At 71.0% G+C, this 14410-nt stretch carries 16 protein-coding genes and 1 pseudogene; 9 read left to right on the top strand and 8 right to left on the bottom strand.

Going from position 1 to position 14410, the window contains the following annotated elements; genetic code table 11:
* Positions 1-64: 64 nt before the first annotated feature.
* Together ACIPUC_RS02275 and ACIPUC_RS02270 are read left to right on the top strand one after the other, a co-directional pair.
* Complete coding sequence (locus ACIPUC_RS02275) at positions 65-760, top strand: response regulator transcription factor (RefSeq protein ID WP_446586287.1); 696 nt, start codon at positions 65-67, stop codon at positions 758-760.
* Positions 753-1832, top strand: a complete 1080-nt coding sequence (locus ACIPUC_RS02270; protein ID WP_446586286.1) for a sensor histidine kinase — start codon at positions 753-755, stop codon at positions 1830-1832. Before ACIPUC_RS02275 ends, ACIPUC_RS02270 begins: the two co-directional genes overlap by 8 nt.
* A 21-nt stretch (positions 1833-1853) precedes the next feature.
* Here ACIPUC_RS02270 and ACIPUC_RS02265 read toward each other — a convergent pair whose 3' ends face one another.
* Positions 1854-2537, bottom strand: a complete 684-nt coding sequence (locus ACIPUC_RS02265) for a type III effector protein (RefSeq protein WP_446586285.1) — start codon at positions 2535-2537, stop codon at positions 1854-1856.
* Between the two features lie 137 nt (positions 2538-2674).
* Between ACIPUC_RS02265 and ACIPUC_RS02260 the strand changes: the two genes are divergently transcribed.
* The 3 genes from ACIPUC_RS02260 to ACIPUC_RS02250 all read left to right on the top strand — a co-directional run bounded on the left by ACIPUC_RS02260 (position 2675) and on the right by ACIPUC_RS02250 (position 4022).
* Positions 2675-3109, top strand: a complete 435-nt coding sequence (locus tag ACIPUC_RS02260) for an Hsp20/alpha crystallin family protein (RefSeq protein ID WP_446586284.1) — start codon at positions 2675-2677, stop codon at positions 3107-3109.
* 88 nt (positions 3110-3197) lie between these two features.
* Entirely contained in the window at positions 3198-3587 is a 390-nt protein-coding gene (locus tag ACIPUC_RS02255; protein ID WP_446586283.1) for a DUF2267 domain-containing protein, read from the top strand.
* A gap of 60 nt (positions 3588-3647) precedes the next feature.
* Entirely contained in the window at positions 3648-4022 is a 375-nt protein-coding gene (locus ACIPUC_RS02250; RefSeq protein ID WP_446586282.1) for an STAS domain-containing protein, read from the top strand.
* A gap of 58 nt (positions 4023-4080) precedes the next feature.
* Here ACIPUC_RS02250 and katG read toward each other — a convergent pair whose 3' ends face one another.
* Positions 4081-6270, bottom strand: coding sequence for a catalase/peroxidase HPI (gene katG, locus ACIPUC_RS02245; protein WP_446586281.1), 2190 nt, complete (start codon positions 6268-6270; stop codon positions 4081-4083).
* 316 nt (positions 6271-6586) lie between these two features.
* Here katG and ACIPUC_RS02240 point away from each other — a divergent pair, with 316 nt between their 5' ends.
* The 3 genes from ACIPUC_RS02240 (at position 6587) to ACIPUC_RS02230 (ending at position 7977) form a co-directional block, all read left to right on the top strand.
* Positions 6587-7033, top strand: a complete 447-nt coding sequence (locus ACIPUC_RS02240) for a Fur family transcriptional regulator (RefSeq protein ID WP_446586280.1) — start codon at positions 6587-6589, stop codon at positions 7031-7033.
* 85 nt (positions 7034-7118) lie between these two features.
* Positions 7119-7355: a hypothetical protein gene (locus tag ACIPUC_RS02235; RefSeq protein WP_446586279.1), complete on the top strand. Its 237-nt coding sequence runs from the start codon at positions 7119-7121 to the stop codon at positions 7353-7355.
* A 223-nt stretch (positions 7356-7578) separates the two neighbouring features.
* On the top strand, positions 7579-7977 hold the full coding sequence (locus tag ACIPUC_RS02230; protein WP_446586278.1) for an ATP-binding protein: 399 nt from the start codon (positions 7579-7581) through the stop codon (positions 7975-7977).
* A gap of 28 nt (positions 7978-8005) precedes the next feature.
* Here ACIPUC_RS02230 and ACIPUC_RS02225 read toward each other — a convergent pair whose 3' ends face one another.
* Both ACIPUC_RS02225 and ACIPUC_RS02220 read right to left on the bottom strand, forming a co-directional pair.
* On the bottom strand, positions 8006-8806 hold the full coding sequence (locus ACIPUC_RS02225; RefSeq protein WP_446586277.1) for a VOC family protein: 801 nt from the start codon (positions 8804-8806) through the stop codon (positions 8006-8008).
* A 97-nt stretch (positions 8807-8903) separates the two neighbouring features.
* Positions 8904-9076: pseudogene (locus tag ACIPUC_RS02220) on the bottom strand (TetR/AcrR family transcriptional regulator); the annotation flags it as partial.
* Between the two features lie 106 nt (positions 9077-9182).
* On the opposite strand from ACIPUC_RS02220, the gene ACIPUC_RS02215 reads away from it, so the two are divergent.
* Positions 9183-9638, top strand: a complete 456-nt coding sequence (locus ACIPUC_RS02215) for a YbhB/YbcL family Raf kinase inhibitor-like protein (RefSeq protein ID WP_446586276.1) — start codon at positions 9183-9185, stop codon at positions 9636-9638.
* Here the strand turns inward: ACIPUC_RS02215 and ACIPUC_RS02210 are convergent.
* The 4 genes from ACIPUC_RS02210 to ACIPUC_RS02195 form a co-directional block, all read right to left on the bottom strand.
* The gene (locus tag ACIPUC_RS02210; protein WP_446586275.1) at positions 9635-10732 is read right to left on the bottom strand and encodes a baeRF2 domain-containing protein; all 1098 of its coding nucleotides are present in this window, start codon (positions 10730-10732) and stop codon (positions 9635-9637) included. The genes ACIPUC_RS02215 and ACIPUC_RS02210 overlap by 4 nt on opposite strands.
* Positions 10733-10884: 152 nt before the next feature.
* A complete protein-coding gene (locus ACIPUC_RS02205) occupies positions 10885-12324 on the bottom strand; it encodes a GH1 family beta-glucosidase (RefSeq protein WP_446586274.1) in 1440 nt (479 codons plus the stop codon).
* Positions 12325-12389: 65 nt separating this feature from the next.
* Positions 12390-13283, bottom strand: coding sequence for a carbohydrate ABC transporter permease (locus ACIPUC_RS02200; RefSeq protein ID WP_446586273.1), 894 nt, complete (start codon positions 13281-13283; stop codon positions 12390-12392).
* Between the two features lie 4 nt (positions 13284-13287).
* Positions 13288-14340: a carbohydrate ABC transporter permease gene (locus tag ACIPUC_RS02195; RefSeq protein ID WP_446586272.1), complete on the bottom strand. Its 1053-nt coding sequence runs from the start codon at positions 14338-14340 to the stop codon at positions 13288-13290.
* Positions 14341-14410 lie beyond the last annotated feature (70 nt).

Here is a 14410-nt window from a genome sequence, read left to right as displayed (position 1 = left end):
GCGCACGTCGCTGCACACGTCGTTGCATACGTCGGCGATATGTTCTGCTGCTTAGGCTTCCGACATGCGCGTACTGATCGTCGAGGACGAGCCCTACCTGGCCGAAGCCGTCCGGGACGGTCTGCGGCTGGAGGCGATCGCCGCCGACATCGCCGGCGACGGCGACTCCGCCCTGGAACTGCTCGGGGTCAACTCCTACGACCTCGCGGTCCTCGACCGCGACATCCCCGGCCCCTCCGGCGACGAGGTCGCCCGGCGCATCGTCGCCTCCGGCAGCGGCATTCCGATCCTCATGCTCACCGCTGCCGACCGGATCGACGACAAGGCCTCCGGGTTCGGGCTCGGCGCCGACGACTACCTCACCAAGCCGTTCGAGCTGCGGGAGCTCGTGCTGCGGCTGAGGGCGCTCGACCGCAGACGCGCCTACGCCCGGCCTCCCGTCCGCCAGATCGCGGGCCTGCGGGTCGACCCCTTCCGCCGGGAGGTCTTCCGCGACGGACGCTACGTCGCGCTCACCCGCAAACAGTTCGCCGTGCTGGAAGTCCTCGTCGCCGCCGAGGGCGGGGTCGTCAGCGCCGAAGAGCTGCTGGAACGGGCCTGGGACGAGAACGCCGACCCCCTCACCAACGCCGTGCGCATCACCGTCTCCGCACTGCGCAAACGGCTCGGCGAACCATGGATCATCATCACGGTGCCCGGCGTCGGCTACCGCATCGACACCGGCATGGACACCACCCACTGCGGCAGTGCTCATGCGTAGACGCCCAGGGCCCAGCGCCCGACTGAAGCTCACCCTCAGTTACGCCGGATTCCTCCTGATCGCCGGCGCTCTCCTGCTGGCCGTGGTGTGGGTGTTCCTGCTGCGCTACGTACCCGACACGCCCAAGGGCCTTCTCGGGATCGCACCCAACCGCTACCTCCTCGTGCGCACCTTCGCCCCTGCCGCGGCCGTGGCCATGGCCTTCCTCCTCGTGTTCGGCCTCCTGGGGGGATGGTTCCTCGCCGGCCGGATGCTCGCACCGCTCACACGGATCGCGGACGCGACACGGACGGCCGCGGGCGGATCGCTGTCCCACCGGATCCGCATGGAGGGCCGCCAGGACGAATTCCGGCAACTCGCCGACGCGTTCGACACCATGCTCGAACAACTCGAAGCCCACGTCGCCGAACAGCAGAGGTTCGCCGCGAACGCCTCCCACGAACTGCGCACCCCGCTGGCGATCTCGAAGTCGCTCCTCGACGTCGCCCGCAAGGACCCCGCACGGGACCGGGACGAACTCATCGAACGCCTGCACGCTGTCAATACGCGGGCGATCGACCTCACCGAGGCCCTCCTGCTGCTCAGCCGCAGCGACCGCGCACACGTCACCCGCGAGAGCGTCGACCTCTCCCTCGTCGCCGAAGAAGCCGCCGAAACCCTGCTGCCCCTCGCCGAACGGCGCGGGATCACCCTCGACGTCACCGGCGGAGCGACGCGGACCAGCGGCTCCGCGGAGCTCCTGCTGCGGATGATGACGAACCTCGTGCAGAACGCCATCGTCCACAACCTCCCCGCCGGCGGCACCGTGACGGTCCACACCGGAGCGCACGGCGACGCGAGCGTGCTGCGGGTCGAGAACACGGGCCATCCGCTCCCGCCGGAACTGGTACCGACGCTCACCGAACCCTTCCAGCGCGGAACGGAACGCGTACGCACCGACGAGCACGCCGGCGTGGGCCTCGGCCTGGCCATCGTGAACAGCATCGTCCGGGCCCACGGCGGGACCCTCGACCTCGTCCCCCGCCCCGCCGGCGGTCTCCTCGTCACGGTCCGGATTCCCGGCACGCCGTAGGCGGACGAGCGGCTCAGCGGCTCAGCGCGTCGTGCGCCGGCGGTGGTCGCTGTCCTCGCGGAGGCGGTCCGTGTGGTGGGTGAGGCTCTGCACGCGGCCGGCGAGATCCGGGTGTGCCTCCCACAGGTGGGGGAGCGTGGCGGCGAGCGGCACGACCAGGTGGCCCGCGTCGTCGCGTCCGAGCGCCTGGTGGAGTTCCCCGAGCGGGAGGTCGGCACCTGCGGGAAGGTCGGTGAGCGAGGTGATCTCGCCGGCGAGCCGCCGCAGCTCGGCGGCGTTGTCCCGGGCCCAGTTCGAGACCGTACGGTTGGCGGCTCGCCGGTCGCGGGTGGCCTTCACCCGCTCGTCGCCCGTGGCGCCGACTCCGCCGGGGCGCAGGCGCAGGTAGCGGCGCTCGGCGGCCTGGCGGCTGGCGACGCCCAGGGGGGCCGCGAGCTCCGCCCAGCTGGCGCCGACGTCTCGCGCCGTCTCGATCAGGCCGCTCTCCCAGTCGGCGAGCTGGTCACGCACGCGGCGCAGCAGCATCAGCGTGTCGAGTACGTGCTCCGAGGGGGGCGCCGCGGTGTCGGCGGTCCCGGCCTGGGCCGCCCGCACCGCTTCGTCGATCGCCTTCAGTGCCGCCGCAGCGGCGAGGAAGGACGAGGGCCCGGCCCCATGGTCGCGCCCTCCGGCTCCGGCTCCGAGTCCGGCTCCTGCTCCGCTCACGGCCGCCTTCCCCCTTCGTTCGTCCCCGTCGTCCTTCCAGTGACATGGGATGTTGTCATCGTTTCGATGACATGCTACAACGGAAACACGTTGAGGCGCACGGGCGTATCGCCCGATCCGACTGGAGGTGTTTCACGATGCTGATGCGCACCGACCCCTTCCGGGAGCTCGACCGGCTCGCCACCCAGTTGATGAACGCGAACGGCACGTGGTCCCGGCCGACCGCCATGCCGATGGACGCCTACCGGGAAGGCGACACCTATGTGATCGCCCTGGACCTGCCGGGTGTCTCCACCGACGCGATCGACATCGACGTCGAACGGAACATGCTGACGATCAAGGCCGAACGCCGCCCCGCGGAGCAGGCCGACAGCGTGGAGAAGGAGCTCTCGGAGCGTCCGCTCGGCGTGTTCTCGCGCCAGATCATGCTGGCCGACACACTCGACACCGAGAACATCCAGGCGGAGTACGAAGCAGGCGTGCTCACCCTGCGCATCCCGATCGCCGAGCGCGCACGGCCCCGCAAGGTCAGCATCAGCGGTGGCGGGGACCGCAAGCAGATCAGCGGCTGACCCGGCCGCGTCCCATCCAGCCGCGGGTGTGGGGCCCTCCCCTTCCTCTCGACCCCACCCCCGCTCCCGACACCAGGCGGAGGTCCCGATGAGGTGGGAAGCGTTCCTGAAGGAGGTCGGCGAGCGCGGCGAATACCGCTCGGAGGACGAAGCCGAGCGTGCGGCGCGCGTCGTCCTCGGCCTGCTGGGCGCTCACCTGGTGGGCGAGGTCAGATCCGAACTGGCAGCCCGGCTGCCGGAGACCTTCGCACTGGTTCTGCTCAACCCGCTCCAGGCCAAGGAGCCCCTCGATCCCCAGCGCTTCGTCCGCGCGACCGCCGCGTGGATCGACGGAGCGACCGACGCGACGGCCGCCTGGGACGTCGGCGCCGTACTGAGCGTGGTGGCCGACGCGGCCGGTGAGGACCTCATGGAGGGCATCCTGCTCCAACTTCCGGTGGGGTACGACCTGCTCTTCGGCCGGCCCCAGCCTCTCTGAAGCCCCGCTCGCGCCGACCTCGCGACGGGCGCCCGCCGTCACGGAGAGGGGAGTCACGCCATGACTGAGCCGACGGCGCCCGCCCGGGCGGCCGTCACCTGGCACGGCCGGCGCGCGATCGTGATCGCCGGGGGCGAGATCGACTACGACACCGCGCCCCTGCTGCGCGATGCCCTCGACGAGGCCCTGTCCGACAGCGTCCGCCGGGTCGACGTCGACTTCGCCGACGTGAGCTTCTGCGACTGCTCAGGCCTGCGGGTCCTGCTCTGGGCGGACCGCCGCGCCCGCTGGGACGGCCGCTCGCTGAGGCTGGTGAACGTGACCGCCCCCGTCGTACGGCACCTGCTGCACGCGACGCGGACGACCCGCCTCCTGGACGGCGGTACGGGCGACGGGGCGCGGCCGGCTGACCAGGCGGCCGCGAGCCCGGAGTGAGCACGGGGCGGCGGAGACGTCCCGGCCGGCCGGCGAGAGGCCGGCCGGGACACCGGGCTCAGGCCAGGTCGAACCGGTCCAGGTTCATCACCTTGTCCCACGCCGCCACGAAATCGCGGACGAACTTCTCTCCCGCGTCCTCGGACGCGTAGACCTCCGAGACGGCTCGGAGCTGGGAGTTCGACCCGAAGACGAGGTCGACCGCGGTGGCGGTCCACCGCACCTCGCCCGTGGCGCGGTCCCGGCCTTCGAACACGTTCTCGTCCGAGGTCGACGCCTTCCAATCCGTATCCATGTTTAGCAGGTTGACGAAGAAGTCGTTGGTCAGCGTCTCCGGCCGGTGGGTGAAGACACCGTGGGGGGACCGCCCGAAGCCGGCGTTGAGGGCCCGCATGCCGCCGGTCAGCACCGTCATCTCGGGTGCGGTCAGCGTCAACAGGTTGGCGCGGTCCAGCAGGAGGGTCTCCGGCGACAGCTTCTCCCCCGCCCGGAGGTAGTTGCGGAACCCGTCCGCCCTGGGTTCGAGCACGGCGAACGACTCCACGTCGGTCTGCTCCTGCGAGGCGTCCGTACGGCCCGGCGCGAACGGGACCGTGACGGCGTGCCCGGCGTTCTTCGCCGCCTGCTCGACGCCCGCGCACCCGCCCAGGACGATCAGATCGGCGAGCGAAACCTTCGTCCCGCCGGCCTGCGAGGCGTTGAACTCCTGCCGGATCCGCTCGAGGGTCTGCACCACCTCGGCCACTTCGGGCAGGGCGTTGACCTCCCAGTCCTTCTGCGGCGCGAGCCGAATCCGGGCCCCGTTGGCCCCGCCCCGCTTGTCGGTGCCGCGGAAGCTGGCCGCCGACGCCCAGGCGGTGGCGACCAGTTGGGAAACGGACAGTCCCGAGGCGAGGATCCGGGCCTTGAGGTCGGCGATCTCCGCGTCCCCCACCAGCTCGTGGTCCACCGCGGGGACGGGGTCCTGCCACAGCTGCGGCTCGGGAATCCACGGGCCGAGATAGCGCGAGACGGGCCCCATGTCGCGGTGCAGCAGCTTGTACCACGCCTTGGCGAACGCCTCCGCGAGCTTGGCCGGGTTCTCGTGGAAGCTCTTCGAGATCGGCCCGTAGACCGGGTCCAGCTTCAGCGAGAGGTCCGTCGTCAGCATCATCGGAGCGTGCCGCTTCGACGGATCGTGCGCATCGGGCACCGTGCCCTGGGCCGCGGGATCCTTGGGGGTCCACTGCTGGGCGCCGGCCGGGCTCGTCGTCAGCTCCCAGTCGTATCCGAACAGGTTGTCCAGGTACCCGTTGTCCCACTTCGTCGGCTCGGCGGTCCAGGCGCCCTCGAGCCCGCTCGTGAGCGTGTCGACGCCCTTGCCGCTGCCGTACGAGTTGAGCCATCCGAGGCCCTGCTGCTCGATCGGGCCGGCCTCGGGTTCCGGGCCGACGTATTCGGGACCGACGGCGCCGTGGCACTTGCCGAACGTGTGGCCGCCGACGATGAGCGCAACCGTCTCCTCGTCGTTCATCGCCATGCGCCCGAACGTCTCGCGAATGTCCCGCGCGGCAGCGATCGGATCCGGGTTTCCGTTGGGGCCCTCCGGATTGACGTAGATCAGCCCCATCTGCACCGCGCCGAAAGGACCGGTGAGTTCCCTGTCGCCGCTGTAGCGCTCGTCGCCGAGCCAGGTGTCCTCGGGACCCCAGAAGATCTCCTCGGGTTCCCAGATGTCCTCCCGCCCGAAGCCGAATCCGAACGTCTTGAAACCCATCGATTCCATGGCGCAGTTTCCGGCGAAGACCAGAAGGTCGGCCCATGAGATCTTCCGGCCGTACTTCTTCTTGACCGGCCAGAGCAGACGGCGCGCTTTGTCGAGGCTCGCGTTGTCGGGCCAGCTGTTGAGCGGGGCGAAGCGCTGAGCGCCGCTGCCGCCACCGCCCCGGCCGTCGGCGATGCGGTACGTTCCGGCGGCGTGCCAGCTCATACGGATGAAGAGCGGCCCGTAATGGCCGTAGTCGGCGGGCCACCAGTCCTGCGACGTCGTCATCACCTCGAAGACGTCCCGCTTCAGCGCGTCGACGTCCAGGCCCGCGAACTCTTCTGCGTAGTCGAAGCCCTCACCCATCGGATTGGACTGCGGCGAGTGCTGGTGGAGAACCTGGAGGTCCAGCTGATTCGGCCACCAGTCACGGTTCGTCCTGGGACGAGTCGGCGTGGGGGTGGGGGAGGGGATTGCCGGGTTCTCGCTTTCGCTGCCGGACACGTCCGTCCTTCTTCCTGTCGCAGTGTTTCCATCTGCCGGCTGCCCGCTCTTGACCCTGTCTGCTTTTCCGACTCGAGCGCGGGGCGGCAACCGGCGTCCGTATGGTTTCGCACCGCAGACCGCACTGCTACGAGAACACGCAGAGCATCCCCGCGTAACAAGCAGTCGGATCTTCTGATCATTTCGACCTTGCGTGGAGGCGGCCGGAAGAGGAATTGGTCCGGCCGCAGCCACCGGTGTCCGCTTCCCGCCATAACCGGAACGCAGGCCTTTAGACTTCTGTCGTCCCGCCGAGTTGTGAACAGGTGAACCGGAAATGAGTGACCTGCTGGAGCGGTTGCGAGGGCGCCGCTGGCGCATGACGTCCCAGCGGCGCGTCGTCGCGGAGATCCTCGACGGTGAGCACGTGCACCTGACGGCCGACGAGGTGCACGCCCGCGCGGCGCGGCTGCTGCCCGAGATCTCCCGGGCGACCGTCTACAACACCCTGGGCGAACTGGTCCTGCTCGGTGAGGTCGTGGAGGTTTCCGCCCACGGCCGCGCGAAGCGCTACGACCCCAACGCGCACCACCCGCACCAGCACCTGGTGTGCTCCGGCTGCGGCACCATCCGCGACGTCCACCCGACCGGCGATCCACTGGCGGGCCTCCCGGCGGAGGAGCGGTTCGGCTTCACGGTGTCCGAGGTCGAGGTCACCTACCGGGGGCTGTGCCCCTCCTGCGCTCCGGATCTTCCGGGCTTCCCGCAAGGACGTCCGTCCTGACTGAATGAACCGCCCCTGCCAGGGCAGGCGCCATACGGATCCGGTGCATCCGGCGCCCCGGTCATGAAATGGAGGCGAGTGGCGCATGACCGAAAGCGCGAGTCCTTACATCTCCACGGCGCGGGTCACGGTACTCGGCGTGCATCCCTCCCACCCGCCGTTCCGGATCGTGGAGATCGACGGCGAGATGGTGAGCACCGCCCGGTCCATGACGGACGTGCTCCTGATCGCCGCGCGCGCAGGCGTCACGATCCACGATCTTGACGACCCGGACGAGGTCCGGTGGGTCGGCGGCGGCAAGTTCCGCTGGAGCGCGCACTGAGGTGGCAGCCCACCCCGTGGTGGTCGAGCGACGACGTGGCCGACCGCCTCGCCCAAGCCCCATACCGTCCGTGACGGGCCGTGCCCCAGCGCGGTCATCCGGACCTCAGCGCGGCTCCGCCGCCTGCGGGGCGAGTACACGGGGCGCGACCGGGCAGGTGAACCTAGGTAAGCGTTTACGCCAAGCTCCTCACCGGACACGAGGCTTCTGGAGAGTCGAATCGATGCCTCTCCCCTCGACACTGCACCTGGACCTGAACGGTCGGGGCGCGGCGGCCGACGCCCGCCACGCCGCTCGGGGCTTCCTCACGCCCTCCGCGCACGAGGGCCCCGAGCTGCCGCCCCTCGTGCTGGACGACGCCCTGTTGGTGATCAGCGAGCTCGTCACCAATGCCGTCCGCCACACGTCCGGAGGCTGTGCGCTCGACCTCCACCTGCAACCCGACGGAGTCGACGTCGACGTCACGGACACCAGCAGCGCCGAGCCGCAGCCCAGAAGGCCCGGTCACCGGGGCGAGGGCGGATGGGGATGGAACCTGGTCAACCGGCTCGGGACCGACGTGGAGATCCGCCACCACGGCGCGAGGGGCGGCAAGACCATCCACGTCCACGTCCCGCGTTGAGGCACTGCCCCTGCGACCGACGCGAGGGCTACGACCCCGGAGCCGGAGTCAGCACCACGAAGTCGGCGTTCGACGGGTCGAGGCACACGGCCAGCCGGCCGACGCCCTCGGCGTCCTCCGGCCCCATCTGCACGCTGCCACCGTTCTCGGTGACCTTGGCGACCGCGGCGTCGCAATCGGGGACGTTGAAGACCGGGTGCCAGTACGGCCGTCCGTTCGTCAGGGTGAGGTTCTCCGCGGGAAGCTCCATGAGGCCGCCGTGCATGCGCTCCTCGGGCTGCCCGGCGGGGGTGATGAGGGCGTACGTGCCCCCGCCGCCCGGCAGCTCCATGTCACTGAACTGCCAGCCGAAGACCCCGCCGTAGAACTCCTTCGCGGCCGGGGCGTCGCTCGTGTACAGCTCCGTCCAGGACAGCGAGCCCGGCGCGTCCACCAGATCGGCGCCCTTGTTCGTCCCGGGCTGCCACACGGCGAACTGGGCTCCCAGCGGGTCGCTGTACTGGGCCATCCGGCCCCACTCGTCGAGGTCCCTGGGCGCCACCCGCACCGTGCCTCCGGCGCTCTCGACGGCCCGGGTCGTGGCGTCCGCATCGGTGACGCTGTAGTAGATCATCCAGGCCGACCGCGCGCCCTCCTCGGTGAGCTTGCCGAGTCCGGCGACGGTCTTTCCGTCCTTGCGGAACATGCCGCCTTCCATGTCCTCCCCCTCGCCCATGGACTCGTAGTCCCATCCGAGTACCGAGCCGTAGAAAGCGGCGGCGGCACGGACGTCGGGAGCGCCGAGGTCGAGCCAGCAGGGGGAGCCGGGGGCGAAGTCAGTGGTGATCATGGCGATTGCCTTTCGCGGATCGTGTACGACCCAGCGTGGCACCGGACACCGACACGCGCCCGTCGATCGACCGCTGCCGCCGCCGGGCCCGGCCCTGTCAGCCGAGGTCGGGCAGCGGGCGCCGGGCGACCTCGTGGGCCTCGTCCGGTACGACTCCCAGCATGCGCAGGACCATCTCGGCCAGGTTCGACGCGGCCTCGTCCCGTCGATGTCGGGGCGGGCAAACCTCAGCTCGACCGGGGACAGCAGTGAGCCGCCCAGGACGGACAGCACCGGCCACCGGCATCGCCGCGTGGGCGCCCCTGCCGTGCACCACGCGGGTGGATTGCGGGCCCGGAGCGGTACGGGCACGCGCGGACCGGGTAGTGCGGCGGCCGTGACCGGAATTCAGCTGACCAGCTCCGCCTTCGCCGACCACGCCGAGATCCCCCGCCGGTACACCGGCGAGGGGGATGACGTCTCACCGCCCCTGACCTGGACGGCCGCGCCCGAGGGCACCGCGGAGCTGCTGCTCCTGTGCGAGGACCCGGACGCGCCGGGGACCACCTTCCTGCACTGGCTGGTCACGGGCATCGACCCGTGGACCGGCGGGGTGGAGGAGGGCCATGACCCGCACGGCGGGACGTCCTGGCCCAACGGGTTCGGACGCACGGGCTGGGGCGGGCCGATGCCACCGCCCGGGCACGGGCCGCACCGCTACTTCTTCCGCCTGTACGCACTGTCCGGGCCGGTCCGGCTGCCCGACCGGCCCAGCGTGGACGCCGTGCACAGCGCGGTGCGGGGCAAGGAGCTCGCCGGCGGCACGCTCGTGGGCACGTACCAGCGGCTCTAGACCGTGGCTGCGGGGTCGGCGTACCGCAGCAGCGCCCCCACGCCCTCGTCCAGCAGCAGTTCGTCCTCCGGTACGACGACCAGTTCGGCGGCGGTGCCGACGAGGGCCCGCACCAGGACCTCGTCGGCGGGCTCCTCGCGGGGCGCCCGTACCCCGCAGGAGACCAGCTCCTCCTCGTTCAGGGCGAGCTGCGTCGGCCGCGGGCCGGTCCACAGGCGCAGCGAGGCGGGGGGCGGGTGGTTCAGCAGCAGCGCCGCGACCTGGCCGCGCTGCAGGGCGCCGACGGCGGCGGCCAGCCCTTCCACCGCGGGCCCGCGCAGGGCCCGGCGGCCGATGAAGACGTTCACCAGGTCCCGGTCGTGTTCGGCCATCCGGCCGCGGAAGACGCTGCCGAGCTGCGGCTCGAGCAGGGCCCGGCCGGTGTCCGTCGGGGTGGGGCCCCGGGCCCGTACGACCTTGTCGCGAATCGAGTGCGGCAGTCGGCGGACCAGGACGTTGCCCGCCCACTCGTCCCCGGCGACGACGAGGGCGTCGGCGCGGATGCGCCGCGCCCAGGCGTCCAGCTGGTGACCCAGCCGGACGGCGCTGTGGTGCCAGCTCGCCACCGGCACCCTGTGGTGCAGCCGCTCACCCGGGGTGACCGCGGAGGCCGGCCAGGTGCCGGACTCCGCCTCGACCGTCACCCAGCCGTGCGTCTCGGCCGTCGGCAGCCCGCCGTAGTGCACCACCACCGCGAGGTACGGGATCTCCGGCAGATGCTGGGTGACCAGCGGCATCGCCTCCGGCAGGGTGCTGTAGCGGGCCGAGTCGCGGGCGGGCGGCCGGGGCAGCTCCCCGTCCAGGACGAGCGAGCCGTGGGCCGCGAAGATGGCCTGCCCGTGCGTTCCGGGCACCTCCGCGTCCGCGCCGACCGCCTCCTCCAGCACGCCGAGCAGCGCCTGGTCCGCGCCCTGCCGGGTGAGGTCGGCCCGCAGCCGCCGCCAGCGCAGGTCGAGGGCCCGGTCGGGCTGCGCGACGTCCCGCGAGGTGTCCACGTACACCGAGGCGAACGGGCCGGGCTCCGTGTACAGGGGTTCCAGGAACGACAGCCTCATTCCTCATCACCACTCCCAGCTGCCCCCCTTCCGATGATGCGCCCGCGGGCGGGCCGGAACCAGGACCGGACCCCGAACCGGCTGCTGACCTCCGCCGCGACCGCCGAGACGTTGAGGGATGCGTCCTGCGATGCATGTCATCCCTTGCGCTCTCAGGATCCGGGGGCGTGCAGCTCGCCCGTCCGCGCCACGCGCGCGTACCAGTGCGCACTCGACTTGGGCGTCCGCTCCAGGGTGTCGTAGTCGACGTGGACCGCACCGAAACGCTTGGCGTAGCCGTACGACCACTCGAAGTTGTCGAGCAGCGACCAGAGGAAGTAGCCGCGCACGTCCACCCCGGCGGCGATGGCCCGGTGCACGGCGTCGAGGTGTGCGTGGACGTAGGCGGCGCGCTGCGGGTCGTGGACCGTGCCGTCCGGGCGGACCTCGTCCTCGTACGCCGCGCCGTTCTCGCTGATCACCAGCGGCAGACCGGGATACCGGGCGGCGGTGCGCGTCAGCAGGTCGTACAGCGCGCTCGGGTCGACCGGCCAGCCCATCGCCGTACGCTCGCCCGGCGCCCGGTGGAAGCCGACGTCTTCCGCTCCGGGCCAGGGCGAGTGCTCGCTGTTGCCGTGCCCGTCGTCCTGCGGCTTCTCCCCGCCCCGTGCGACGTGCGAGACGACCGTCGGAGTGTAGTAGTTGACCGCGAGGAGGTCCAGGGGCTGGTGGCTGGTGAGCGTGTCGCCGTCCCGGACGAAGGACCAGTCGGTCAGGTGCGCGGTGTCCGCCAGGAGATCCTCGGGATAGGCGCCCTCCAGCATCGGGCCGAGCCAGATCCGGTTGCCGACGGCGTCGATGCGCCGGGCCGCGTCCAGGTCCTCGGGCGACGGGGTCAGGGGACGGACCTCGTGCAGGTTGAGGGAGACCGCGAGCTGGCTGTCCGCGGGCAGCGCGGCCCGCAGGGCCTGGACGCCGAGCCCATGGCCCAGGTTGAGGTGGTGGGCCGCGCGCAGGGCGGCGACCGTGTCGGTGCGGCCCGGGGCGTGGACGCCGGACCCGTACCCGAGGAAGGCGCTGCACCAGGGCTCGTTGAGAGTGGTCCAGCGCTTCACCCGGTCTCCGAGCGCGTCCGCGACGAGTGCCGCGTAATCGCCGAACCGTTCGGCGGTCGACCGCTCCGGCCAGCCGCCCAGGTCCTCCAGTTCCTGGGGCAGGTCCCAGTGGTAGAGAGTGAGGGCGGGCTCGATGCCTGCGGCGAGCAGCTCGTCGACGAGCCGCCGGTAGAAGTCCAGGCCCTGCTGGACGGCCGGGCCCCGGCCGGTCGGCTGGACGCGGGACCAGGAGACGGAGAACCGGTAGGCGCCCAGGCCGAGTTCGGACATCAGCCGGACGTCTTCGCGGAACCGGTGGTAATGGTCCACCGCCACGTCACCGGTGTGGCCTGCGAAGACCTTGCCCGGGGTGTGCGAGAAGGTGTCCCAGATGGACGGTGTCCGGCCGTGTTCACGGGCGGCGCCCTCGATCTGGTACGCGGCTGTGGCCGTGCCCCACAGGAAGTCGGGCGGGAACGAGCGGATGGCGGTGAGCGGCCGGGTCTCGGACGCGGTCATAGGAGAGCGCTCCCAACGCGGAGTACGGATGAGGCGGGGACAGGTCGACAAGAGGATCGAACGGATCAGTTCTTGACGGCGCCGGCCGTGATGCCGCCGACGATGTGCTTGCCGAGCACGGCGAAGACCAGCAGCAGCGGCAGCGTGGACAGGAGCGCGCCGGTCAGGACCACGGCCTGGTCGACGGTGTGGTTGCCCGCTCCGAGGCCGGCCAGGGCGACCTGGAGGGTCGGGTTGCCGTCGGGAGTCAGCGCGATGAACGGCCAGAAGAAGTCGTTCCAGGCCTGGACGAAGACGAGCATCCCGAGGACCGCCATCGCGGGCCGGGCGACCGGGAACACCACGTGCCAGATGATGCGCAGACTGTGCGCGCCGTCCATCCGGGCCGCCTCCACCAGCTCCACCGGCAGCGCCTCGATGAGGAACTGGCGCATGAAGAACACGCCGAAGGCGGCGACCAGCGAGGGCAGGACGACCGACTGGAGCTGGTCGACCCAGCCGAGGTCGGTGATGATCTGGTAGAGCGGGATCACGCTGAGCTGCGGAGGGATCGTCATGGTCGCCACCACCAGTCCCAGCATGGCTCCCCGGCCCTTGAAGGGCAGCTTGGCGAAGGCGAAGCCGGCCAGGGTGGAGAACAGCACCGTGGACAGGGCGACGAGCCCGGCCACGATCGTGGTGTTGACCAGGGCCTCGCCCATGTCGACCTGGTTCCAGGCGAAGGCGAGGTTGTCGAAGAGCCGGGGCCCGGGCAGCAGCGGGGCCGGCGCCTCGACCACCCGCTCGCCGGAGTGCGAGGCGGCGACGAGGTTCCAGTACAGCGGGAAGAGGGAGATCAGCGCGGCCAGTCCGAGCAGGACGTAGGTCAACGGTCCCGCGTGGTGCTGACGGCCTGCTGACGGGCGAAGACGTCGGGCGCGGGGCGTCGGAGCGGTGGTCGTGTCGCGTGTGTGGGCCATGACGTCAGCTCCCCGGCTTCCTGCGGTTCGAGCGGTTCAAGCGGTTCGATCGGTTCGATCGGTTCGTGCGCGAGACCGCCGTATGGATACCGCCGATGAGCAGCAGGAGCAGCAGCATGACCCAGGCGATGGCGGAGGCCTGGCCCAGCGCGCCCGTCACCCACCCCTTCTCGTACATGAGCAGGCTCAGCGTCTGGAACTGGTTGCCGCTGCCGCCGCTGATGCCGACGCTGCCGCCGAAGAGCATCGGCTCGCCGAACAGCTGGGTGGCGCCGATGGTGGAGACGATGATCGTGAAAAGGATCGTCGGCCGGATGGAGGGGATGGTGACACTGAGGAACTGGCGCCAGCGCGATGCCCCGTCCAGCGCCGCGGCCTCGTAGAGGTCCTGCGGTACGGCCTGCATCGCCGCCAGGTAGATCAGCGCGTTGTAGCCCGTCCAGCGCCAGGTCACGATCGTCGAAATGGCCATCTGCGCGGGCCACTTGGAGGATTCCCAGGCGACCGGGCCGAAGCCGGCCCAGTCCAGGGCCGTGTTGATCAGGCCGTAGTCCGTGTTGAACAGCTGGGCGAAGACGAGCGTCGCGGCCGCGATCGAGGTGGCGTACGGAGCGAGGATAGCGACGCGGAAGAACCCGCGGCCGCGGAGTCTGTAGTTGAGCAGGTGGGCCAGGCCGAGGGCCATCAGGAGCTGGGGAACGGTCGAGATCACACCGATGGTGAAGGTGTTGGCGAGCGCGTTCCAGAAGAACTCGCTCGTCGCCAGAGAGCTGTAGTTCTCCAGGCCCTTCCACTGCGCGCTGCCGCCGAGCTCCACCCGGTGGAGCGACAGCCAGCCCGTGTAGAGGAGCGGGAAGAGCCCGAAGGCGGCGAAGGTGAGGAAGAAAGGCGCGATGAAGACGTACGGGATCGCCTTCAGATCCAGGCGGTAGAGCGTGCTCCGCCATCCGGCACGGCCGGAACGGTGCGGGCCGGGGGCGGGGCTGGGACTCGGGGTGGGCGTCGGGGTGGAGGGCGGCGGGGAGCCGCCGCTCGTCGCCCGTACGGAGGTGGCCACGGGGCGTCCTTCCAGGTCAGCGCGTGCGGTGGTACGGACGGTGAAGGCCCGCCGCCCGCCGGCGGCGGGC

The organism is Streptomyces sp. LARHCF249 (genome assembly GCF_052871255.1).
Note: the sequence above shows the minus strand (reverse complement) of the source record. Positions and strands in the feature narration are given on the sequence as shown.

Coding starts and splice junctions, on each gene's coding strand:
- ACIPUC_RS02200 (WP_446586273.1), bottom strand. CDS start 13,283: ATGGCCCACACACGCGACACGACCACCGCTCCGACGCCCCGCGCCCGA.
- ACIPUC_RS02240 (WP_446586280.1), top strand. CDS start 6,587: ATGAGTGACCTGCTGGAGCGGTTGCGAGGGCGCCGCTGGCGCATGACG.
- ACIPUC_RS02225 (WP_446586277.1), bottom strand. CDS start 8,806: ATGATCACCACTGACTTCGCCCCCGGCTCCCCCTGCTGGCTCGACCTC.
- ACIPUC_RS02255 (WP_446586283.1), top strand. CDS start 3,198: ATGAGGTGGGAAGCGTTCCTGAAGGAGGTCGGCGAGCGCGGCGAATAC.
- ACIPUC_RS02230 (WP_446586278.1), top strand. CDS start 7,579: ATGCCTCTCCCCTCGACACTGCACCTGGACCTGAACGGTCGGGGCGCG.
- ACIPUC_RS02260 (WP_446586284.1), top strand. CDS start 2,675: ATGCTGATGCGCACCGACCCCTTCCGGGAGCTCGACCGGCTCGCCACC.
- ACIPUC_RS02250 (WP_446586282.1), top strand. CDS start 3,648: ATGACTGAGCCGACGGCGCCCGCCCGGGCGGCCGTCACCTGGCACGGC.
- ACIPUC_RS02205 (WP_446586274.1), bottom strand. CDS start 12,324: ATGACCGCGTCCGAGACCCGGCCGCTCACCGCCATCCGCTCGTTCCCG.
- ACIPUC_RS02235 (WP_446586279.1), top strand. CDS start 7,119: ATGACCGAAAGCGCGAGTCCTTACATCTCCACGGCGCGGGTCACGGTA.
- ACIPUC_RS02275 (WP_446586287.1), top strand. CDS start 65: ATGCGCGTACTGATCGTCGAGGACGAGCCCTACCTGGCCGAAGCCGTC.
- ACIPUC_RS02210 (WP_446586275.1), bottom strand. CDS start 10,732: ATGAGGCTGTCGTTCCTGGAACCCCTGTACACGGAGCCCGGCCCGTTC.
- ACIPUC_RS02270 (WP_446586286.1), top strand. CDS start 753: ATGCGTAGACGCCCAGGGCCCAGCGCCCGACTGAAGCTCACCCTCAGT.